We start from the raw sequence: 22,122 nt of genomic DNA, 5'->3' as shown, positions 1-22,122 counted from the left end.
AACCGTCAATTTCCTTTACTGAAAGGCAAAAATAAAGTCTTCCTGAATCGGGAAGACTTTATTTTCTTTTTATAGGCTGTTATTTTACGGGCTGGCTTATAAAATATTCTGCCTCTCCTCTTCCCCAGTTAGGATCCATGGAAGATTTTGGCTTATAGGCATTGTACTGCTCCAATGATTTCTTGAACATTTCGAGGCCTTTTGTTTTACTTCCTCCGTATTGTTCCGGAGTGAAATAAGTATCTTCCGCTTTTATCAGAGCTATTCTGGGATTGCCCGGATCTAGCTTTTCAGCGATTTGAAGTTCTTCAGCTGCCTTCATTCCGTCTGTCATATACCTTTGCTGGGGATTGACCATCATTCTTAAAGAATAAGCCATTTTTCTTAATAAATGAATCTCAGCATTATCGGCGCCCGCAAGATTCTGTGCGTTCGCAAGATGCTTTTCTGCCTGGTTGGCCACCTCATCCAGATCCTGGGTTTTTCCTTCTCTCATCATTACCCTACCCTTCTGGATATAAGAAAAAGCAGCATAATAGCTTGGTAGCCATTTCCCGCTTTCCTTACTTTCTATCCTTTGGAAATCATTCGCTAATGCCTGGAAATCTTCTGGTGTTTTGCAGGTTTCGATCTTTGCGATCTTTTCAGACATTATTTTTTCGTAATCAGACTGAGCAAAAGCAGTTAGGCTCATGCAAACTAAAGCAAAACTTAATAAATACTTTTTCATTGTTTCTTAATTTTTTAGGGTTCGTTTTATGTACCGAAAGGTATGTATTTCATCAGTAGGATGATCCCTTTCGTTATTTATTATAAGTTATTATTGATGGCATCCTGTGTTTTGTCTACTCCAAAGCTTATAAATGCCCCTACAAAAACAAAGGTATTAATTGGTGGGACAATAGCTGAACTTCTGGATCCGTCCTGTGAAAAATTGTATCCATACATATTCTTGGTTCCGAGCACATTGGAAATACTTAATACAAAAACAGTAAATGCTTTAGCATCTTTTTTACCCAGATTCGGAAGATAATTAAAACTTAAATTTAAAGCATTATAATCTTTCAACCTTCCCTCATTTCTGGTAAAATTAACCACATTTCCATTGATATCTTTTGTGGCAATATCATAATAAGGGCGTCCTTTGGCATAGGTGTAAGAAAGATTGACCCCTAATTTCCACTCCGGAATGAATCTTTTACCCACTACTGAAAGGGTATGTTCTGATGCAAAGTTGGGCTTTAAGCTTACCGGATAATTCATAAAATCCCTTTTCGAGTCCAGAAAAGAATAGCTGATCCAGTAGTCAATATTTTCAAATGTTTTTTTATCCCTCCAGAAGAGCTCTAACCCTTTTGCATATCCGAATCCTTCATTATTAATCGCAGTCTGGACCGGTTGATTCTGATTCTCAATATTGGCAATGTTTCTCACTTTTATAAGCTGGTCATATTTTTTATAAAAAGCTTCAAACCTTAAACTTCTGCCTTCTGATGCTCTTTGAACCTGTAGAATATAATGTTGCGATTTTTGAAAATCAAGATGTGCAGGTCCGTTAATGTATTTACTTTCAGGATTCTGGTAAAAAAGGCCATAAGCAAATGAGGTGGTCCAGTTCTTTGCCAGGCGATAAGCTAAGGCAAAACGCGGAGCAATATTACTTTTATTTAGAAAAGAAGAATTTTCTGCCCTTATTCCTATTTTAGCTGAAAACTCATTACTGAATCCCAGATCTGTTTCTGCAAATACAGAAGAAATAAGATCCTGATAATGTTTATTGACTTCTTCAAATTTCAGCTTTTCGTCAGTATTATTCAATTCAAATCCACCCCGAACAGCGCTTATTTTATTAATTTTTCTTTCCAGAACTGCTTTAAAATTAATATAATTACCATCTGTCAATAGCTGCGTTTTATCAGTTTCTATAGTATTGGTCTCTCCAGAAAAATTGAGGTCGGACCTGTTATAAGAATAAGAAGCGCCGGTATTCAGAAGATATTTTCCAAATTTTTGTTTAAAAGACAGGTTATGGTAGGTATTTTTTCCATTTATTCTTACCAATGCATAATCAGATCCCGGTTCAAGACTTTCTGTTCTTACCCCCATTTTATTCGTGTCATACATTCCGTAATACTTTAAAAATCCGCCTGATTTTGTTTTTATCCTGAAATTTGCATCTCCGTTAAATCCCTGGGGAGCATCTATAAAATCTGTATTGAAATTCAGAACTTTTTGCATCAGGCTCAAAAGAGAATATCCCAGAGTAGCACCATAAGAATGATTCTTATCTCCACTCAGTTTTTGGAAACCTGCATTCAGGAAGATGGGTGAAATCCCGAAATCATAAGAGCTCTGATCTGGAAGATCTACACTTTCCAACATTAAAGCTCCGGAAAGAGCCTGTCCGTACAAAGCTGAATATCCCCCACTTGAAAACACATTCCCTTTAAAAAGAGACGTATTGAAACGATCTCTTCCTGCAATACCTGGTACCGAACTAGAGAAATAGTTATTGATAAGGCTTCCATCCATAAAAATCCTGGATTCCGTTCCGGTACCTCCCCTGATAAATAAACCCTCGGATTCCCCTACTTTTTGCACTCCCGGAAGGTAGGTTAATGCAGAGGAGATCTGGCCATCCGCTCCTGCCGTTGTGTAGATATCAATTGGTGTCAATAATGCTGTTGCTCTTTTCCTATCACTTGCTTCTATCGCTCCTGCTGAGATTACTACTGCATCGATTTCATTGATCTGCTCTTTCAGTTCTGCATCCACAGAGATATCCTGATTCTCAATAACAATCTGTTTTTCAATATCATTATATTTCGGATGGGTAAAAGAAAGTGTATGATTTCCTTTTTCTGATGTTTCAAAAGAAAATTTTCCGTTAGAATCTGTAGTTGCCCCATCATAAGTCCCTTTTAGGGTCACATTTATTTCACCAATCCCTTTATTTCTAAACGTTACCCTTCCTGTAATTTTTACCTGGGCATAGCTCAGACAAAATGATAAAAGGGTGATGAGAAATAATAATCTTTGCTGTCGGGTTTTCATTGTTGTTAATTTTCGGATCAAAAATAGGACAGAAAATACCTTTCAGTGAAAAAAAATATGACTGAAAGGTATAGATTGTATACTGAGTGGGAAATTAGTGTATCGGAATGCAAAAATCAACATGCATCTTTCCTTCCGGATGCTCCCTGAAATTCGAATGATACACTTCGAATGGGTAAGATTTCCTAAAAGTATAATGGTTTTCATTCATCCACATAAAAAGGGATACCCAGCATTGTTCAAAATCATCTAATGTAAACTCTCCGCTGCCTACAATGAACCTTCCCGCTTCAATGGTTTCCGGGAAAACTTCTCCATCCTGTTCTTTTAGCTTATCATCCAATAGCATTCCTGCGTGGATCCTTACCTTATCCGGAGGTGTCACTTTAAAACTATCATGATATACCGATATCATTTTTACATCATCTCTAGGAAACAGATGTTTTCGCCTGGCCCATTCTATAAGAATGTCATAAGAAGGTTCAACGTTTTTGATCCCAATGCTCATGACTGAAGCCAGGTGCATTTCTTTAAGGGTGGTTACTTTAATTTCTATATTCATTTTTCTCCAGTTTAGCAGGTTTTCTACATTGCTAATGTACTGGTGAAAAATTGTATCAATTTGTCCGTTCTTGCTCTCTATAGGTAAAATCTTGTGAAAATTTTCCGGGACTGACCTTCGAAATTCGGATGGTGATTTTCCGTAATATTTCCTGAATGTTTTATAGAAAGCCGAATGGTTAGAAAAGCCAAGATCCATATAAATATCCTTAATGCCCAATTCCCTTTTTACCGCAAGATACAATGCGCTTTTTTCTGTTTTTTTTTCTGATGACATAGCTTTGAAGCGTCTCCCCTGTAATAAGCTTAAAAACCCTGTGAAAATGAAAAGGAGAATACGCTCCCAGTTCTGCTACTTTTTCAAGACTGAGTTCAGAATCAAGGTGATCTTCTATATACCGGATGATCTTTACGATCCTTTTTTTATACGCTTCCAATGGTTGTTTTCTACAAAAATACCGAGATTATACACATGAGACTTGTCTTTTATTGCGGGATTTCCGAAAACAGACCGGAATCATAAAGTGTTTTAAAAAATTATGTCTAAATTTAGGTAATTATAAAAAATCACTTAAAATCATTTCAAAATGAAGCTACAAAAATTTGTATTATTAACAGGACTGGCTTTATTTGCTGTTTCTTGTGGAACAACAAATACCTATATGGTTAACGCAAAAAGCGGAACACAGACAGGAGGTACAGCCAAGTTTACGCAGAAAGGTGATGAAGTTATCATGAAACTTGATGTAACGAATTTAACACCGGGAATCCACGCTGTACACATCCATGAAAAAGGAGATTGTTCAGCTGCTGACGGAACTTCTACAGGCGGACACTGGAATCCTGCGAAAGATGATCATGGAAAGTGGGGAGCTGAACACTTCCATATGGGAGACATTGGTAACCTTGTAGCGGATCAGAGCGGAACAGCAACACTTACGTTTAAAACCAACAAATGGTGTTTAGGATGTACTGATGAATCCAAGAATATTATTGGAAAAGGTCTGATCATCCATGCAGACAAGGATGATTTCCATACCCAACCAACCGGAAATGCCGGTGGACGTGTAGGATGTGTGGAGATCAAGTAAGATGTAAAGCTTGATTATTACAACACAAATAAGCCGTACGGCTTATTAAATACAAACGGAAACCATTAGATTTCCGTTTGTATTTTTACCAATTTATTTATGGAAATTCATTGAAAGGTTTATAAAAAATAACCAGGCTCTGAGAGCCTGGTTATTTTTTATGATTTTACATTCATATCTGCAATAATGTTCATTGCTTCCTGAAGGTAGGTATCTTTTTTAAGATTTTTGATCCACATTTCAGATTTCTTCTTAAATGCTTCATCTTTTTTCTCTCTTTCGATCTCGTTTGGATACATGGTGAATTGTAACCCGTTTACAAATTTAGTGAGTGCTTTGAATTTTTCAATCTGAGCTTTTCTCTGCTTCATGACTTCATTAAACTTCGTAATATTAAGGGTAATAGTTTCCTCTTTATCCAGCTTCTCTCTCCATTGAGCAGATTCCAATAACAACTGATAGTTTGAGTTTTTAGCCATTCTATCGTTACTAGCCTTCTCTAATGCTTTGATATCAAAATAATTTAACTTTTGGAATTGCGTTCCAGGAATTTTGTCCCAAGCCAGCGCAAAATCATCATATCTTTCTCCAATTTCAGCATAAGTAAAGAAGTCCTTCATCTGGATATCGGATACAATTCCTTTTCTTTGAGTAGATTCTCCCGTAATTCTGTAAAATTTCTGAATCGTTAATTTCAGTGATCCGAAATCATCTTCAGTATTTAAGAATCTGTTTAGGTCTACGAATGTCTGAACTGTTCCTTTACCAAAAGATTGAGGAGAACCAATAATCATTGCTCTTCCGTAATCCTGCATTACTCCGGCCAAAATTTCTGAAGCCGAGGCAGAAAGCTCATTTTGCATAATCACCAAAGGTCCTGTCCAGATCGGAGTTTCATTCTTGTTTTTTAACGTCTGAATTTTACCGTTCCCATCTTTTACCTGAACGTAAGGCCCTGCATTCATAAATAATCCCATGATATCACCAACTTCCGTTAATGAACCTCCTCCATTATTTCTCAGGTCTAAAACAATTCCTTCAATGTTCTGAGCCTTTAGTTTAACGATTTCATTTTTAATATCATCTGAAGCGTTTCTTCCCTTCGCATCTTCGAAATCAGCATTGAAGCTCGGCAGATTGATAAAACCATATTTTTTTCCATTAGGAGCATTAACCACAATACTTCTTGCGAATGTATCTTCAATCGCTACTTCCTCACGGATCATCGTAACTTCTTTAATGGTTCCGTCTTTTTTCTGTACTGTAAGAGTTACTGGAGTTCCTTTTTCCCCTCTGATCAGTCTTACCGCTTCGTCAGAAAGCATTCCCACTACATTTACGGCATCTTCTTTTGGCTTGGATTTTACTTTCAGGATCTTATCTCCTTCTGAAAGCTGCTTGGATTTCCAGGCCGGAGCTCCTATGGTTAAAGCCCCCAGATAAAGATTCCCTTTTTTCTCCTGGATAATCGCCCCAATACCAATCACTTTTCCTGCAAACTGAGTATCGAAGTCTTCTTTGTCTTTTGGAGAATAATAGTTGGTATGCGGATCAAAAACTTCAGTATAAGCATTCATGTATACTGTAAACCAATCCATTTTCTTTCTTTTCTTGAACCTTGTAAAAGTTTCTTTTACAAGATCTTTAACTTCATCTGTTGCTTTTATCCTTTTCTGGTCAGGAGTAAGGATCTGAAGCTTGATGGTATCTTTCAGATTATATTTTTGTACAGAATCTTTTTTCTCTTTCTGAGCCTGCTCCTTACTGTTCATCGACTCAATTTCCTGAAGGATATTGTATTTGATGAATTTTCTCCATTCGTTATACTGCTCCTGCTTATTCGCGGGTACCTTTTTAAGTTTTGGTTCCAGTGTAAGGGTTTCATCTTCTTCAAGATTAATCGGCTTGCTGAAAATGTCCTGGGTAATCTGGTCAATTTCATCCACTCTTTGGTATAATCTGTCGATAGTTAATTTATAGAAAGTAAGGTCTCCAAGGTTCAGATAATCATCCAGCTTTGTTTCGTGTTTACTGAATTCATCCATATCCGACTGAAGAAAATATCTTTTTGCAGGATCTACCAATTCAAAATAATGCTTATAAACATCTTTTGAGTAGGCATCATTAATAGGTTTTGGGCTGTAGTGCAAATAAGAAAGTGTATTTTTCACGCTCACCATTATCGTCTGCATCTTTTCATCGTCATTCTTAGGCGAGTTGAAACAAAACATTAGACTTGTCAATGGAATTAGGAGTAAAAATTTATTAAGTTTAAAATTTTTCCACATAAATCTTTAATGTATTTTATTAATTTTTTTCTAAAATATATAAATTAGTAGTAACATTTAAATTACTGTTACAAACTATCAAATTTAATACCTTATTTACAAATATCGGATAGTTTTAAGTATTTTTGTTAAAATAAAATTTTTTTATGGAAAGACCTCTTATTCTGGTTACTAATGATGATGGAATTACAGCACCTGGTATCAGAAATCTAGTCAATTTTATGAATGAAATAGGCGAAGTAATCGTAGTAGCTCCCAATTCTCCACAAAGTGGTAAAGGACATGCAATTACGATCAATTCTACCTTAAGTTATGAAGAAGTAAACCTTGATGGCCCGCAGCAGGATTTTTCCTGTAGTGGCACCCCTGTTGACTGTGTAAAAATGGCCCTTGACAAAATATTGAAAAGAAGACCTGATATCGTGGTTTCCGGCATCAATCATGGGGCTAATTCATCAATTAATGTTATTTATTCAGGGACCATGTCTGCTGCCGTAGAAGCAGGTGTAGAAGGAATTCCTGCTATCGGATTTTCGCTGCTCGACTTTAGCTGGGAAGCAGACTTTACGCAGGCTAAAGAGTTCATTCAGAATATTGTAAGAAGAACCTTGGAAAACCCAATGCCACGAGGGATCGTTCTGAATGTAAACATTCCAAAACTTCCGGCTCAAGAAATAAAAGGGATTAAAGTATGTAAACAGGCACATGCGAAATGGGAAGAAAGCTTTGACGAAAGGGTCAATCCGCACGGAAAAAAATACTATTGGCTGACAGGATATTTCAACAATATGGACGAGTCTGAGGATGCTGACGAAACAGCTTTGGCTAACGGATATATTTCCATTGTTCCCGTAAAGTTTGATTTAACAGCCTACGAATATATGAAAACCCTGGAAGAGGTAATGAATTTTGACTAATGTACGGTAAGCTAGACAATCCTGTTTATCATTCACTTAATGAATACCATAAAAAGTTTTGCTTAAACTTTGGAAATTCTAAATTTTACAATCCTGAGATTGCTGCTTTTGGGGGCGCATCAGACATAGGAAAAGAAGAAGATATTGCAGAATATGCAAAAATCTGTGATGATTTTCTTGTTTTTGGCGCTAAACCCACAGTTAACTTTGCAACTGCATTATCTCAGCTTGTCTGTGATCAGTATGTTTTGGAAAATAAAATAGAAATCGACTTTACAGAAGATATTGTCCTTATTACAGAGGAAAATCAGAAGGAACTTAACGATTTTATCCTGAAATTTTATCCTTATTATTTTAAAAAGAGAACACCGGAACTTGGCCGCTATTTTGGAATTTTTAAAGATGAAAAACTGGTTGCCGTAACGGGTGAAAGAATGCAGATGGACGATATGACTGAAGTAAGTGCCGTGATTACCGATACGGATTACCTGGGAAAAGGCTATGCAAAACAACTTGTTGCTTTTGTTTCAGGAAAAATATTTGATGATAACAAAACCCCGTTTCTCCATGTAGCGGAAAGCAACATGGGAGCCAAAAAGCTTTACGATAAGCTAGGATTCGGTCACAGGGGAAAGATCAATTTATGGGGTGTTAAACGATAGTTTTTCACCCCTTTTTATTTCTTGCTGATTTTGTTTAATCAAAGTGTATATAACAAGTCAGATTCTCAAAAAAGTACTTTATCCTCTTTTCTCAGTTCTTCAAGGTATTCTTTTTTTCCATCACGGTAGAAAAGATTCATGGTTTCAAAAGGGATTAATTTCAGGTCTTTATTAACGATGTGCACGCAGGATTTTTTAACCGCACGAACATCAAAATCATGGGCATCCATAAAGTTCATAATAATGATCCTAAAGAGATTATCATAATCAAGATCAGGAGCTGAAACTTCAGGAAGACAGCAGAGTAACTGGTTCACTTTAGGTTTTACTTTATCTACGGAAATTCCTGTACTGAAAATATCCAAAAGCTGCATATGAAGCCCGGCATCCTGTTCATAGACAATCGTGTTTCTGGATTCATTATTCAGTAAATCAGCCGGATTGATATATCGGGTTAAAGGAATAATTTCACCCTCCAGCTTTAAAATATATCCCATTGCCAAGGCATCCGGATTACAGGGAACCGGAATGATATCATCTGAATTAAGCAACGGAAACTGATTCAGGATCTCTTGTCTTACTTCTGTTAACGTAATTTTTTCATAAGCAGAGTCTTCTCTGTTCCTCCCTGCTATCTCAACGGGCTGAAATGTAATTCCCCGCACACATTTCTGTTTTAAGGCAAAATCAATGATCTTTCCTATTTCATCAATATTTTTGTCCTTTTGGAGTACGATAACTAATGTCGTGGAAAGATTTAATTCATTCAGCTTTTCAAGAGCCTTCATTCTGACATCAGTAAGATCTTTCCCTCTGAAATCCATTAAAACCTCCGGTTTAAAGGAATCAAACTGAAGATAAACCTCAAACTCGGGAGCATATGTCGCTAATTTTTCAGCAAAACCAGGATCATTCGCTATCCTTACTCCATTGGTATTTAACATTAAATGCTTGATCGGCTTTGTCTTTGCAATATCCATGATCTTAAAAAACTCAGGATGAATGGTTGGCTCTCCTCCACTGATCTGTACAACATCCGGCTCTCCTTCATTTTTTACAATGATATCAAACATCGCTTCGATTTCTTCCAGGCTCCGGTGGCTTCCGTAATGGGGTGATGACATTGCGTAGCATGTGGGGCAAGTAAGATTACAACGGTCTGTAACTTCTACGATAGAAAGACAGCTGTGCTGTTCATGATCCACACAGAGTCCGCAGTCATAAGGACAACCATATTCTACATCCGTACCAAAATGCAAAGGCATCTCCGAAGCTTTATTATAGTTTCGGATGTTTTTATAGTACTGAACATCCGAGGCAATTTTTGTTTTGAAAAACCCGTGATCAGGACACCGTTTAGTCATGAAAACGGCTTCATCCTCTATAATAACCTTAGCTCCCACTCTTTTAAGGCATTCGGGGCAAAGGCTTATCGTATAATCGTAATAGGTATAATTTCTTACCGGCATAATGTAATTTTAAAGTCCTCCACCACAAATATATCCGCTGATCAGTCCACAGATCAACAAACAGATAACCATGGTCTGTATGAATTGTTTTTTCGAAAATTTCCTTCCATCTTTTAATTCATAAATGATTTTTACAAATAAAGTGGCAATAAAAGAAACAAATAAGGCTCCAAAAATAATGATCGCAATGACCATTATAAAGACACCGGCATAATTGCCCCCTTCCAAAAAAGTTAATGGTATCATTTTCAAATATTTTGATGTGAATTTACACTTTTTGTCTGCTTGATTTTAAAAATGTAATAAATAATTACAAGTATGCACACAATCTGAATTGTTCCCAGGTTTCCAACCAGCTCAACCCTCGGCTTAATAAAATCCAGGAAAAATCTGAATGTGAAATAATTCAGCATAAAAAGCTGGAAAATATATCCGGAAGGATATTCCCCAGTACTTTGCTTAATCCTTAAAACAACCCAGAGGCTGATTAAGAAAGCGATCTCGTAAAGCGCTACGGGATGTCGCAAATACCCATCCCCCAGATGCATTCCAAAAACAGAACCTGTAGGAAGACCATATGTTTCTTCATAGATTCCGGTAAGAAAACATCCTATCCTACCAATGATGATGGCAAGTAATAGAGGATACACAATCAGATCTCCCGTACTTTCCTTATGCCCCACAATTTTCTTAGCGAGCTCCACTCCTATCAATCCAAAGGCAAGTCCTCCGACAATCGTATTATTCGACCATATATTTTTAAAGCTGAAGTCATTAAAAAGCTTGTAAGGATTTTCAAGATTCCCGATCAATTTTGACCCGATCAAAGCTCCTGCAGTAGCACCGATGAGAATCGCCGCTGAAACATTGAAGGATAACTTTTCCGGGGATTTTCTTTTTAGGTAAAAGTAATAACGCATTCCCATGAACATTCCCAACGCTTCAAAAAGAGGATGCGCCAGCATTGTTTTACCAAAGATTTGAAAAGTAACAGGAAAATCCATGCTTTCAAAAATACTATATTTAATATTATTTGCTAATTTTAATATTCTAAATAATCACAATGCGTATAGAATATGACATAAAGTTAGGGTTCAAGGATGTAATGTTCCGCCCGAAAAGATCTACTTTAAAATCAAGGTCCGAGGTTGATTTGGAAAGGGAATTCACATTTCGCCATACAAAAAAAAAAGTGGAAAGGAACACCTATCATTGCAGCAAATATGGACACTGTAGGTACTTTTGAAATGGCTGTTGAATTGGCAAAAGATAAAATTATTACGGCTGTGCATAAACATTATTCCATACAGGAATGGGATGAATTCCTGCATAACCAGCCGGAAAGTATTCATCAATATATAGCTCTGAGTACCGGAACAGGTAAGAATGACGAGGAGAAACTAAAACAAATCCTCGAAAGGCACCCAAAAATCGAGTTTCTATGCATCGATGTAGCCAATGGTTACTCTGAACATTTCGTAAGCTTTGTAAAGCAGGCAAGGGCCAATTTCCCGGATAAAATCATCATGGCCGGTAATGTGGTTACGGGTGAAATGGTTGAAGAACTTCTTTTAGTAGGTGCAGATATCATTAAAGTGGGAATCGGACCTGGTTCGGTATGTACTACCCGTGTAAAAACAGGAGTAGGATATCCTCAGCTTTCAGCGATTATTGAGTGTTCTGATGCAGCTCATGGATTAGGCGGCCATATTATTGCAGATGGAGGATGTAAAGTACCGGGAGATGTTGCCAAAGCATTTGGTGGCGGTGCGGATTTCGTTATGTTGGGAGGTATGTTTGCCGGTCACGATGAAAGTGGTGGTGAGATGATTGAAGAAAATGGAAAGAAATACCGGCTTTTTTACGGGATGAGCTCAAAAACAGCAATGGATAAGCATTCCGGTGGTGTTGCTGAATACCGGGCTTCAGAAGGTAAGACGGTAAAAGTAGCTTATAAGGGACCCGTTTCAGATACGGTAAAAGATATTTTAGGGGGTGTTCGCTCCACATGTACTTATGTGGGTGCTTCCAAACTTAAAGAACTTTCCAAAAGAACCACTTTCATTAGGGTTCAGGAACAGGAAAATCAGATATTTAAAGATTAAAACAAAAAAGCCGGATCGTTGATCCGGCTTTATATTTCTAATTAAGTTTTTTCTATGTCAGCATTCCTCCGTCAACATGTAAGGTTTGTCCTGTGATATAAGTTGACATTTCGCTTCCCAAAAATACACATGCATTAGCAACATCCTGAGGTTGTCCTCCTCTTTTCATTGGAATTCCGTCTCTCCATGCTTTCAGGGTTTTCTCATCTAACGAAGCCGTCATTTCAGTTTCGATAAATCCGGGAGCAATAGCATTGCAACGGATATTTCTTGAACCTAATTCCAAAGCAATAGACTTTGTAAAGCCAATCACTCCTGCCTTTGAAGCAGCATAATTGGATTGTCCTCCGTTTCCTTTCACTCCTACTACCGAAGTCATATTGATAATAGATCCTGCTTTTGCTTTCATCATAGGCTTAATAACCGCCTTTGTAAGGTTGAATACAGAATCAAGGTTTACTTTGATAATGGTATCCCAATCGTCTTTAGACATTCTCAGCAATAAATTATCTCTGGTGATCCCAGCATTGTTGACCAAAATATCGATGTTACCAAAATCAGCCATTACATCGTCCACTAATTTTTGAGCAGCATCATAATCCGATGCGTCTGATTGATACCCTTTGATCTGAGTTACAGAACTTAAAGTTGCTTCCAATTCTTTTGCTTTGTCTACAGAACCGGCATAAGTAAATGCTACTTTTGCTCCGTGTTGAGCAAAAACTTCAGCAATTCCTTTTCCGATCCCTCTTGTAGCTCCCGTAATTAGCGCTACCTTTCCTTCTAATAGTTTCATATCTATGACAATTATTTTCTTTCTGTTTTCTAACCTGTTGATTGACGGCTAATTTAAGATATTTATTTTTGTAAATAAACAGCCGCAAAGATATTATAATTTGTTATTCAACGCATTATTAATTGCAAATTACTTCAATATTTCCCGTTCTTTTTGGTTAGTATGCAATTAATCCCAAGCAGTTTTATCCTCTGAATGAGTAAAATACAAATATTCGGAATTCTTTCCTTTGATAAGTTTTAATCCTTTTCTATCAGAAGAATAGCTATCATATACAACCTCTTTAAGAGGTTCATTCTTATGATTGGTAACACCGAATTTACCATTCTTTTTTACAACCATCTCTTTGGCAGAAAGAAAAGTGACCATATCGTCGTAGATGGCAGGAATTACCTCTTTTCCGGTTTCATCAAGCATTCCGTATTTATCTTCTTTATTTTTGTAGATCAATCCAGGTAAAATTTCAAAAGGTTTTATGGAAACAACATCTGTTAATTCTTTATACTGCTTGTCTTTGGGTGAAAATCTATAAAATTTATTATCTTTCTTAACAATCAGATAATTGGCAAATATTTTTTCTATATCATACCCCTCCTCCAAAACATTTTTTAAATTTTTATCCAAAAGTGTTTCGGTATTGTTTTTCCGGAGATACATAAAATGTTCTCCCGCAATTTTCAAGGCATCCACATCATCATACTCTTGTGGCAGTACGATTTCACCATTAGTCATAATTACCGCAACTTTAGGATTTTTATGTTCAGGAACAGTCCTGAATAAACCTCCGAATAAATGATTCACATATTCAAAATCCGTTGCGTATACTTTTTTCTCTTTTTTAGAAAAGATGCTTACTTTATCATCCTTTTTAAGGTAAATGTATTCAGTTCCTACAAAAGCCTGGTCATAAATTTCTTCCGCAAGAACATTTTCCTGGGCATCTATAATTCCATATTTATCTTTGGGGATATTTTTGGTCACCATAAAAGGGTAAGAAACAATTCCATCAATATAATGATCCGAAATAGAGCTGATTGTCTTACCATTCTCATCAATCACCTCTCCTTTTCTGAATCCTGTAATGACATAAACCCTTCCTTTGTAAAAATGCAGATTTTCATCAAATTCCCTGTCAGAAACCAGGCGACCATCGAAATCATAAATCTTCCATACCTTTCCTCTTTTTACAAAAAGTCTCTTTTCGTTGGCAAACTCAATTTTATCAGAAAAAGGGATGATCTGTTTTCCGTTGTAATCATAAAGACAGTCCTTTCCGCCTTTAGAATAAATAAGCCTTTCTTTGTTCTCCCAAGTTCTGAATTTAAAATTATCCAGGGGGATCAGCTGGTTTCCTTTGGTATCAATTAAAGCCATTTTTCCATTGGAAGAACCTTCTTTAACCTTTAATATAAACCTTTCCCTGGCTAACCTGGAGATCTCATTTTTATATGGGAAAGCGGCTGTAACAGTTCCAAGGGAATCTATAATGCCTGATTTTCCTGCTTCAGAAATTATTCCATAGCCTTTTGAGTAAAGGCGTACTTCTTTACCCAATTGTTTTGATAATAAGATCTGTTTATATTGATCGGTTTGCTGCGCGATACAAGCCGATGAAAGTAGTATAAAAAATAGCTTTTTCAATTAAATAGAATTATTCACGATAAGAACAATTTCTCCTTTTAAAGTTTTACTTTTGGAAAATTCAATTAATTCATTGATAGTTCCTCTTTTAGTCTCTTCAAATTTCTTGGAGATCTCCCGGCTCAGGCTTACTTTTGTATGTTCACCGAAGAAATCTTTGATCTGTTCCAGTGTTGTGTTTATTTTATGAGGACTCTCATATAAAACGATTGTCTTTTTCTCTTCAGCAAGTTGCTTCAGCTTCGTTTGTCTGCCCTTTTTCTGGGGAAGAAAACCGGCAAATAAAAATTCATTATTCGGGAGTCCTGATACCACAAGAGCAGGAACAAACGCTGTAGCACCAGGTAGACAGATCATTTCAATATGATGATCAGCTCCTGCTTTTCCCAGTAAATATCCGGGATCAGAAATTCCGGGTGTACCGGCATCAGTAATTATGGCTACATTCTGGCCACTTTTAAGGTCTGCAATTACCTTTTCTGTTGCCTGATGTTCATTATGCAGGTGATAAGATTTTAAAGGTTTAGAAATCTCAAAATGTTTTAAAAGAACACCGGATGTTCTTGTATCTTCACATAAAATGTAATCCACTTCTTTCAGTACATTTACTGCTCTGAAGGTCATATCTTCCAAATTTCCTACAGGCGTAGGAACAAAATATAGGGTTCCGCTCAAAATTAGAATTATAAAAATTTATTTTCCACCAGTACCCATAACCTCTGGGCATATTCATCTACTTTTCTCCAGTTTTTGGAGTAATACAAATCACTTAAATACTCTTTTGCTTCTTCCAGTGTTCTGAAGCTGTTCAATTCGGAAATTACCTCATTAAGCTCGGACTGGCTTCCGTCAAAAAGCACTTTTGAAAATGCAATTCTGTCATTGAGATCCAATTTGAATTCAGGCTTTGACTTCTCAGCCTCCATAAAATTCGTTGGAATATTCGTTTTAAGCAAACTTCCACTGTCTTCTTTGATGTTTGTTTCAGTCTTTTCCTTCGAAATTTCCCTCTCTAACGGGTCATCATCAAACAGTGATTGAATGGATTTAAGTCCCTTGATATTAGCAAGCTTGATTTTCTTCTCCTGATTATAGGCATCCAGATTTTCAAAACTTTCGTCAGAAGGATGTCTTTCCTTTTCAGATTCATGCTGCCCATGATCTATATCAACGATTTTTCTCTTGTTATTTTCCTCTGAAGCTGTTTGTTCTTCCCTCTTTTCTTCGGTCTGAGCATCGCTTTTAATCTCTGTAACAATATTTTCAACATTAGACGTTTCCATTGCCATTTCTCCCTGCTCTATTGAAATATTAGAAGAAATAAACTGTGAATCAACCTCTTCTATTAGAATTTCATCATCTTCCAAAACCTCTGTATCAAAAATACTAGGGATTTTTTCATTCACCTCAGAAAAATTGCTGGTATCATTTATGAAAGCTTTTGCCCTGTCTGTAGCTTCATCGTTTTCTATGCTATTCTGAATATTTTCTTCTTCATCAAAGGAGTTATTACTAGATTCCTGATAATCAGAAGGCTCATTTTCAAATTCATTAATCTCATTCAGCTGGTTGGTAAAAATTACTTCTTCCTCTATCGGATCATCAAACGATTCTTCCGCTTTAAGATCAGCAGCTTTTTCTTCAGCAAAATGCACCATATTTTCATGGTATTCATTTTCAACTATTTCTGTCAATTGATTATTGAATATTTCCTCCTGCTCAGTCCCGTTTTCATCCGCCTGTTCATCATCATCATATTCCATCCCTTCATTTTCATCAATTTCATTCAGCTCGTTATTGAAAATCGCTTCCTCTTCCGTCACTTCGTGATTTGAATCCTGATTTTCAAATTCTTTCTGCACAGAAGAAGTATGGTTTGGACTTTCCGAACTCTGTAATGAAGTATGGGGGATAAAATATTCAATATTTTTCTCTACCATTCTTAAAAAAGAAATCCTATTAGCAAGTTCATCCACAAGATCCTGCTTGGAAAGTAATTCATCCACGTTATTTATTTTTTCCAGTATATCGATGATATTCTTGGATTCGAAAAAAATTTTTTCCTTTAAATCTTGGATATTCTGCATATAAGATTCTTGTTAAAAATTGCGTACTTTTGATGTTAAAATATTACGGCTAATTTAACAAATGTTTTTAGAAAATACAATTAATCACTCCAAACAAAGCGGTTGGATGGAAGTTATTTGTGGCTCAATGTTTTCCGGAAAAACCGAAGAGTTGATCAGAAGGCTGAGAAGAGCAGAAATGGCAGGGCAAAATGTGGAAATTTTTAAACCGAAAACGGATACGAGATATTCTGAAGAAGATGTGGTCTCACATAATAAGAATAAAATTCGGAGTACAGCAGTAGAAAACCCAAACGAAATTCTCTTATTGGGTTCTAATTGTGATGTGGTGGGAATTGATGAAGCACAATTTTTTGATGAAAGCATTGTTGAAATTGCCAATGAATTGGCAAATAGCGGTATAAGAGTTGTTATTGCAGGATTGGATATGGACTTTTTAGGACGTCCGTTTGGGCCGATGCCTAATCTTATGGCAACTGCGGAATATGTAACCAAAGTTCATGCTATTTGCAAAAGAACAGGAAATCTTGCCAATTACTCGATGAGAACATCTCAGGGAGATAATCTGGTAGAGCTCGGAGAAACGGAAAGTTACGAAGCGGTAAGCAGAAGAGTCTTTATTGATGAAGTCCTGTTAAAAAAGAAGAAATAATTAAAATATATATTGGCGGAAACGCTGAAAATACAAAGTTGTAAAGTCATTAAACTGTTGAATTGTAAAATTGGTTTTTCTTGTAGTTTTATAAACCTACCGGACCCTTTTTACAATTTTTGCATTCTTTGATTTTGTAATTTTACACTTTTGCAGTTTCCTCACAAAGAGAAGAAAGAGCACCAATGAACTATACAGCAAACCAAATAGCACATATCACCAATTCAAAAGTAATCGGAGATGGTAATGCCATCATCAAAAATATTGCTTTTGACAGCAGAATCATCTATTCCATTAAAAACACTGCATTTATAGCTATTAATACCAAAAAAAATTCTGGTGAAAAATTCATTGAATCGGCGATCGACAGAGGTATAAAAATTATTATTTCCGAACATCAGTATCCTCAGTTTGAAAATATAACGTGGATCATCGTCAGCAATTCTGTTGACTTTCTTCAAAAGCTGGCCAAATATCATTTTGAACATTCTCATCTGAAATCCATCGGAATTACCGGAAGTAACGGGAAAACTATTTTAAAAGAATGGTTATATCAGTGTCTTTGGAATGAGTTCTCCACTGTAAAAAGCCCTAAAAGCTTCAATTCACAGATCGGTCTTCCCCTTTCTTTACTTCAGATCAACAATTCCTATGAGCTTGGGATCTTTGAGGTTGGAATTTCCAAACCTCATGAAATGGAAAAACTGGAGGATATTTTCAGCCCTGAAATTGGACTTCTTACTCATATTGGAACCGCTCACGCTGCAAATTTCGATTCCGAAGAGGCCTTAATTAATGAAAAGATCAAACTTTTTAAAGATTCCGGTGTTATCATTTACAATGGTGACAATTCCCTTGTTGATCAGAAAATAAAAACATTATACGCTTCTAAAAAATTGATTTCCTATGGCTTTAGAGATAATAATCAGGTATTTATTAAAAGTAATATTTCAAGAGAAGAAAATATAATTGTACAGTACTTTAATGAAGAAATAAGTTTTCCTGTACACCAAAGGGATGAAGCCACTTTAACCAATGCCATGGCTCTTATTGCCGTTTTAAAGGAGTTGAATATCGACAATAATAAAATTGTCGAAAAGATCAATGCCTTAAAGACTATTGAAATGAGGCTTGAAGCTATTGAGGGAAATAAAAATAACATCATTATTAACGATTCCTTTAATCTTGATCTTGATTCCCTGAAAACTGCACTGCAGTTCCTGAACGAATATAATAAGCCGAAAAAATCTCTGGTTTTAACAGATATTGTAGGAGTAAATTCGAATTCACAGGAATTGTATGAGGAAGTTTCTGAACTTGTCAATGAACAGAATTTTGACTCTCTGTTCCTTGTCGGAAATGAAATTACTGCATTCAGCCATCTTTTTAAATCTAAAACTTTTACTTTCATTAATACTCAGGAATTAATTGAAAGCAAACATCTTACAGATATTGAAAATCAGATTATCCTGTTAAAAGGTGCGAGAAAATTCGAGATAGAAAGGCTTAAAGATATCCTTGAGCTCAGAAAACATGATACTGTTCTTGAGATCAATTTAAATGCGATTCTTCACAATATTAATTATCACAAATCCCTGCTAAAACCTGAAACCAAAGTAATGGCAATGGTAAAAGCAAATGCGTACGGATTAGGAAGCTATGAAATATCGGAATTTCTGCAGCACCATCATATCGATTATCTTGGTGTAGCGTACACTGATGAAGGAGTAGAGCTCCGAAAAAAGGGAATTACAACTCCTATTGTAGTAATGAATGCAGCTCAGCATAGCTATGATGCTATCATACAATACAACCTGGAACCTGAAATTTACAGCTTCAGGGTGCTGGAACTATTTAATGATGCAGTTCAGAAATCAGGATACGATCAAAAATTCCCTATTCACATTAAACTGGAAACAGGTATGCATCGTCTTGGTTTTAAAGGTTTTGAACTGGATCAATTAAGTGAAAACTTAAAAAATATGAATGTCCGGGTTCAGAGTATCATGACACACCTTTCTTCTTCTGATATGCCGGATGAAAGAGAATTTACTTTAAACCAGTTCGATACTTTTGAAAAAAATTCCGGGTACCTGATCGAAAAGTTGGGATATCAGCCGATAAGACACATCCTGAATTCATCAGGAATAACAAACTATCCTGAATACCAGTATGATATGGTAAGAATTGGGATCGGAATGTTAGGTGAATCACCAAATAGTGAAATACAAAAACAGCTGCAATCAACGGTTAGTTTTAAAACAGTCATTTCTCAAATATCAAATGTAGAAAACGGAGAATCCATTGGCTACAGCAGAAGATATAAAACAGATCACCGTACAAAAATAGCTACTATACCTGTAGGATATGCGGATGGAATTCCAAGACTAATCGGAAATCAGATAGGTAATGTAGGAATACACAAAACATTAGCTCCTATCGTGGGAAGTATCTGTATGGATATGATGATGATCAATGTAGATCACATTCCTAATGTAGAAGAAGGTGATACAGTGACTATTTTTAATGCAAAGCCAAGTTTAAAAGAATTCGCAGATTACTGCAAAACCATCACTTACGAAGTATTAACCTCCATTTCGCCTCGGGTGAAACGGATTTATATAAAAGACTAATCCTATGAGAAAACTCCTGGTCCTCCTGTTCATATTCCAATTACTTTTGCTGCAATCGCAGGTAAGAAAAGGACTCGTGATTCCAAAAAATCCAAGGATAGGACTTTCACTTGCCGGCGGAGGAGCTAAAGGATTTTCTCATGTTGGAGTATTAAAGGTACTCGACTCCCTGGGAGTAAAAGTTGACTATGTTGCAGGAACCAGTATGGGAGCTATTGTTGGAGGACTATATGCTTCAGGATATTCCGGAAAAGAAATAGAAAAAATCGTTATGGATACCGATTTCTATTCTCTGATCATGGATCCTAAATCCAGAAAGGAAAGCACATTCTTTAATAAATCTGTTGACAAATATCTTCTTTCCATTCCCATTAAGCATGGTAAGATCAATCTCCCCTCTTCTATCAGTACCGGACAGAAAAATGTTTACCTGTTAAAGGAACTGTTTAAAAATGTTTCGAACATTGATGATTTCTCCAAATTACCAATTCCTTTTATGTGTGTTGCTACCAATCTGGAAAGTGGGAATATGCAGATTTTTGAAAAAGGTGATCTCGTAGAATCTATTATGGCAAGTTCCGCATTTCCGTCTTTAATGGATCCGGTAAAAGTTGGCGACAGTATTTACATAGACGGAGCTATGACTGTTAACTATCCATCAAAGCCATTAAAGGACAAAGGAATCGATATCGTTATTGGTGTGGACCTTAACCAGGACTTATCAAAAAGAGAAGATTTAAACAATATTATAGCCATTCTTAACCAGGTTATTGATATGAATATCCACAAGGATACAAAACGTCAGTACAAGTACACTGATATTAACATCAAACCGGACCTTAAAGGAATGTCCGCGACCAGCTATGATGAAAAGAAAAAAATCCTGGATAGCGGATATGTTGAAGGACTCAAATATGTTGATATACTGAATCAGTTACCCAAGCGTTCTTTTGACCGCCTCAGACAGCGCGTAAATCCAATTTATTCCAACGTATATAAGATTGACAGCATTTCTTTAATTGGAAGCAAAATTTACGGTAAAAACTATGCTCTGGGGAAAATGGGATTACACCTTCCCTCTATGGAAACTTACGGTAGCATTAACAAAAAAATAGACCGACTGGTAGCAACTAATAATTACAAGTTCATCAATTATGATATTGTATCGGAAAATAATGCCAATTATCTTAAATTGTATGTAACCGAAGACGATGCCAGACATTTTTTTTAAATTCGGATTACACTATGATGATGTCTTCAAAACAGGATTGCTTCTAAACTATTCTGCAAAAAGACTCTTATTCAGAAATTCAAATCTGTCGCTTGACGTTATTGTGGGTGACCAGCCGAGGTATTATCTCAATTATTTCATTGATAACGGATACATTCCGGGATTCGGAATCTACTCTTCGGGAATGAGCATTGATCTTAAAGACATCAATAATAATGTTGTTGACAGCTGGAAATGGTTAAGAAATGAAGCCTATATCCAATCCGTATGGAAAGATAAGTTTGCAATCGGCGGCGGGATCAGCCACGATTATTTCAGTGCTGACATGAATGGATCAAATGAAAGAGTAAGCCGTTTCCTTAATCCCTATGTATTTATAAAAAGCGATACTCAAAACGATAAGGATTTTCCTACAAAAGGAATTTATATAGCTGCTGAAGGAAAAGTGGTCGATCTGATGAAATCTGAACTTGAAAAAAGAATTGTTCAGGTAAAAGCTGATATCAGAATAAATATTCCTTTGGCAAAACAATTTACTTATCGTCTGAATTTATATGGAGGAATAACAATCGGTGAAAATCTTCCGGAATTCTATAAATATAAACTGGGAGGAATTTTTGAACAGAATGTAGTTAATTTCAGAAGTTTTGCAGGATTTTATTTTGCACAGCTAAGTACTAACAACGTTGTTTTAGTATCTAATGATCTTCAGTTTAAATTCAACAAAAATTATTTCATAAGTGGAAACTTCTCTTTTGCGAACCTTTCCAACGATATAACTTTTGAAAACGCAGCTAAACTTAACTACAGTTCCCTGGGAATAACAGCAGGATATAAATCTCCGTTCGGACAAATTAAAATTAATTTCAGTCACTCTCTAAAAAATAATCAAAAAGGCATATTCAGTGTAATACTAGGACACTGGTTTTAAAAAA

At 36.2% G+C, this 22,122-nt stretch carries 17 protein-coding genes and 2 pseudogenes; 7 read left to right on the top strand and 12 right to left on the bottom strand.

What is annotated here, in order from left to right; genetic code table 11:
• Window positions 1–79: 79 nt before the first annotated feature.
• The 4 genes from ACJ5H0_RS12445 to ACJ5H0_RS12430 form a co-directional block, all read right to left on the bottom strand.
• The gene (locus ACJ5H0_RS12445) at window positions 80–730 is read right to left on the bottom strand and encodes a hypothetical protein (protein WP_172281749.1); all 651 of its coding nucleotides are present in this window, start codon (window positions 728–730) and stop codon (window positions 80–82) included.
• 80 nt (window positions 731–810) lie between these two features.
• On the bottom strand, window positions 811–3,054 hold the full coding sequence (locus ACJ5H0_RS12440) for a TonB-dependent receptor (protein ID WP_411249788.1): 2,244 nt from the start codon (window positions 3,052–3,054) through the stop codon (window positions 811–813).
• Window positions 3,055–3,148: 94 nt separating this feature from the next.
• Window positions 3,149–3,892: an AraC family transcriptional regulator gene (locus ACJ5H0_RS12435; protein WP_411249787.1), complete on the bottom strand. Its 744-nt coding sequence runs from the start codon at window positions 3,890–3,892 to the stop codon at window positions 3,149–3,151.
• Window positions 3,825–4,052, bottom strand: a complete 228-nt coding sequence (locus ACJ5H0_RS12430; RefSeq protein WP_411249786.1) for an AraC family transcriptional regulator — start codon at window positions 4,050–4,052, stop codon at window positions 3,825–3,827. Before ACJ5H0_RS12430 ends, ACJ5H0_RS12435 begins: the two co-directional genes overlap by 68 nt.
• Window positions 4,053–4,202: 150 nt before the next feature.
• Between ACJ5H0_RS12430 and ACJ5H0_RS12425 the strand changes: the two genes are divergently transcribed.
• On the top strand, window positions 4,203–4,706 hold the full coding sequence (locus ACJ5H0_RS12425) for a superoxide dismutase family protein (protein WP_172281741.1): 504 nt from the start codon (window positions 4,203–4,205) through the stop codon (window positions 4,704–4,706).
• A 158-nt stretch (window positions 4,707–4,864) separates the two neighbouring features.
• On the opposite strand, the gene ACJ5H0_RS12420 is transcribed toward ACJ5H0_RS12425, so the two are convergent.
• A complete protein-coding gene (locus ACJ5H0_RS12420; RefSeq protein ID WP_345991147.1) occupies window positions 4,865–6,994 on the bottom strand; it encodes a carboxy terminal-processing peptidase in 2,130 nt (709 codons plus the stop codon).
• Between the two features lie 146 nt (window positions 6,995–7,140).
• Between ACJ5H0_RS12420 and surE the strand changes: the two genes are divergently transcribed.
• Window positions 7,141–7,911, top strand: a complete 771-nt coding sequence (gene surE, locus ACJ5H0_RS12415; RefSeq protein ID WP_411249785.1) for a 5'/3'-nucleotidase SurE — start codon at window positions 7,141–7,143, stop codon at window positions 7,909–7,911.
• Window positions 7,911–8,573, top strand: coding sequence for a GNAT family N-acetyltransferase (locus ACJ5H0_RS12410; RefSeq protein WP_411249784.1), 663 nt, complete (start codon window positions 7,911–7,913; stop codon window positions 8,571–8,573). Before surE ends, ACJ5H0_RS12410 begins: the two co-directional genes overlap by 1 nt.
• 65 nt (window positions 8,574–8,638) lie before the next feature.
• Here the strand turns inward: ACJ5H0_RS12410 and ACJ5H0_RS12405 are convergent, their stop codons facing one another.
• From ACJ5H0_RS12405 to ACJ5H0_RS12395, 3 genes are read right to left on the bottom strand one after another with little or no spacing between them, the layout of a single operon-like run.
• Window positions 8,639–10,042: a radical SAM protein gene (locus tag ACJ5H0_RS12405; protein WP_411249783.1), complete on the bottom strand. Its 1,404-nt coding sequence runs from the start codon at window positions 10,040–10,042 to the stop codon at window positions 8,639–8,641.
• Between the two features lie 9 nt (window positions 10,043–10,051).
• Window positions 10,052–10,288, bottom strand: coding sequence for a hypothetical protein (locus ACJ5H0_RS12400; protein ID WP_273650264.1), 237 nt, complete (start codon window positions 10,286–10,288; stop codon window positions 10,052–10,054).
• A 2-nt stretch (window positions 10,289–10,290) separates the two neighbouring features.
• Window positions 10,291–11,046, bottom strand: a complete 756-nt coding sequence (locus tag ACJ5H0_RS12395) for a prolipoprotein diacylglyceryl transferase (protein ID WP_411249782.1) — start codon at window positions 11,044–11,046, stop codon at window positions 10,291–10,293.
• Window positions 11,047–11,105: 59 nt separating this feature from the next.
• Here ACJ5H0_RS12395 and ACJ5H0_RS12390 point away from each other — a divergent pair.
• Window positions 11,106–12,147: pseudogene (locus ACJ5H0_RS12390) on the top strand (GMP reductase).
• A gap of 52 nt (window positions 12,148–12,199) precedes the next feature.
• On the opposite strand, the gene fabG reads toward ACJ5H0_RS12390, so the two are convergent.
• The 4 genes from fabG to ACJ5H0_RS12370 all read right to left on the bottom strand — a co-directional run bounded on the left by fabG (window position 12,200) and on the right by ACJ5H0_RS12370 (window position 16,671).
• The gene (gene fabG / locus ACJ5H0_RS12385) at window positions 12,200–12,943 is read right to left on the bottom strand and encodes a 3-oxoacyl-[acyl-carrier-protein] reductase (RefSeq protein WP_273650261.1); all 744 of its coding nucleotides are present in this window, start codon (window positions 12,941–12,943) and stop codon (window positions 12,200–12,202) included.
• A gap of 168 nt (window positions 12,944–13,111) precedes the next feature.
• Window positions 13,112–14,584 (bottom strand): WG repeat-containing protein, encoded by a 1,473-nt coding sequence (locus tag ACJ5H0_RS12380; protein WP_411249781.1) that lies wholly within the window; start codon window positions 14,582–14,584, stop codon window positions 13,112–13,114.
• Entirely contained in the window at window positions 14,585–15,259 is a 675-nt protein-coding gene (gene rsmI, locus ACJ5H0_RS12375) for a 16S rRNA (cytidine(1402)-2'-O)-methyltransferase (protein WP_411249780.1), read from the bottom strand. It lies immediately after the preceding gene.
• An 8-nt stretch (window positions 15,260–15,267) separates the two neighbouring features.
• A complete protein-coding gene (locus ACJ5H0_RS12370; protein WP_411249779.1) occupies window positions 15,268–16,671 on the bottom strand; it encodes a ring-infected erythrocyte surface antigen domain-containing protein in 1,404 nt (467 codons plus the stop codon).
• Between the two features lie 61 nt (window positions 16,672–16,732).
• Between ACJ5H0_RS12370 and ACJ5H0_RS12365 the strand changes: the two genes are divergently transcribed.
• The 3 genes and pseudogenes from ACJ5H0_RS12365 (at window position 16,733) to ACJ5H0_RS12355 (ending at window position 22,118) form a co-directional block, all read left to right on the top strand.
• Window positions 16,733–17,323, top strand: coding sequence for a thymidine kinase (locus ACJ5H0_RS12365; protein WP_172281718.1), 591 nt, complete (start codon window positions 16,733–16,735; stop codon window positions 17,321–17,323).
• Between the two features lie 185 nt (window positions 17,324–17,508).
• Window positions 17,509–19,956 (top strand): bifunctional UDP-N-acetylmuramoyl-tripeptide:D-alanyl-D-alanine ligase/alanine racemase, encoded by a 2,448-nt coding sequence (locus ACJ5H0_RS12360; RefSeq protein ID WP_411249778.1) that lies wholly within the window; start codon window positions 17,509–17,511, stop codon window positions 19,954–19,956.
• A 4-nt stretch (window positions 19,957–19,960) separates the two neighbouring features.
• A pseudogene (locus tag ACJ5H0_RS12355) lies at window positions 19,961–22,118 on the top strand (patatin-like phospholipase family protein).
• The last annotated feature ends 4 nt before the right edge of the window (window positions 22,119–22,122 follow it).

The organism is Chryseobacterium proteolyticum (assembly GCF_046591535.1).
In the GTDB taxonomy this organism is placed as follows: domain Bacteria; phylum Bacteroidota; class Bacteroidia; order Flavobacteriales; family Weeksellaceae; genus Chryseobacterium; species Chryseobacterium proteolyticum.
The sequence above is the reverse complement of the archived record's forward strand: the minus strand, read 5'-3'. Positions and strand labels throughout refer to the sequence as shown.

Coding starts and splice junctions, on each gene's coding strand:
- ACJ5H0_RS12445 (WP_172281749.1), bottom strand. CDS start 730: ATGAAAAAGTATTTATTAAGTTTTGCTTTAGTTTGCATGAGCCTAACT.
- ACJ5H0_RS12440 (WP_411249788.1), bottom strand. CDS start 3,054: ATGAAAACCCGACAGCAAAGATTATTATTTCTCATCACCCTTTTATCA.
- ACJ5H0_RS12435 (WP_411249787.1), bottom strand. CDS start 3,892: ATGTCATCAGAAAAAAAAACAGAAAAAAGCGCATTGTATCTTGCGGTA.
- ACJ5H0_RS12425 (WP_172281741.1), top strand. CDS start 4,203: ATGAAGCTACAAAAATTTGTATTATTAACAGGACTGGCTTTATTTGCT.
- ACJ5H0_RS12420 (WP_345991147.1), bottom strand. CDS start 6,994: ATGTGGAAAAATTTTAAACTTAATAAATTTTTACTCCTAATTCCATTG.
- surE (WP_411249785.1), top strand. CDS start 7,141: ATGGAAAGACCTCTTATTCTGGTTACTAATGATGATGGAATTACAGCA.
- ACJ5H0_RS12410 (WP_411249784.1), top strand. CDS start 7,911: ATGTACGGTAAGCTAGACAATCCTGTTTATCATTCACTTAATGAATAC.
- ACJ5H0_RS12405 (WP_411249783.1), bottom strand. CDS start 10,042: ATGCCGGTAAGAAATTATACCTATTACGATTATACGATAAGCCTTTGC.
- ACJ5H0_RS12400 (WP_273650264.1), bottom strand. CDS start 10,288: ATGATACCATTAACTTTTTTGGAAGGGGGCAATTATGCCGGTGTCTTT.
- ACJ5H0_RS12395 (WP_411249782.1), bottom strand. CDS start 11,046: ATGGATTTTCCTGTTACTTTTCAAATCTTTGGTAAAACAATGCTGGCG.
- fabG (WP_273650261.1), bottom strand. CDS start 12,943: ATGAAACTATTAGAAGGAAAGGTAGCGCTAATTACGGGAGCTACAAGA.
- ACJ5H0_RS12370 (WP_411249779.1), bottom strand. CDS start 16,671: ATGCAGAATATCCAAGATTTAAAGGAAAAAATTTTTTTCGAATCCAAG.
- ACJ5H0_RS12365 (WP_172281718.1), top strand. CDS start 16,733: ATGTTTTTAGAAAATACAATTAATCACTCCAAACAAAGCGGTTGGATG.
- ACJ5H0_RS12360 (WP_411249778.1), top strand. CDS start 17,509: ATGAACTATACAGCAAACCAAATAGCACATATCACCAATTCAAAAGTA.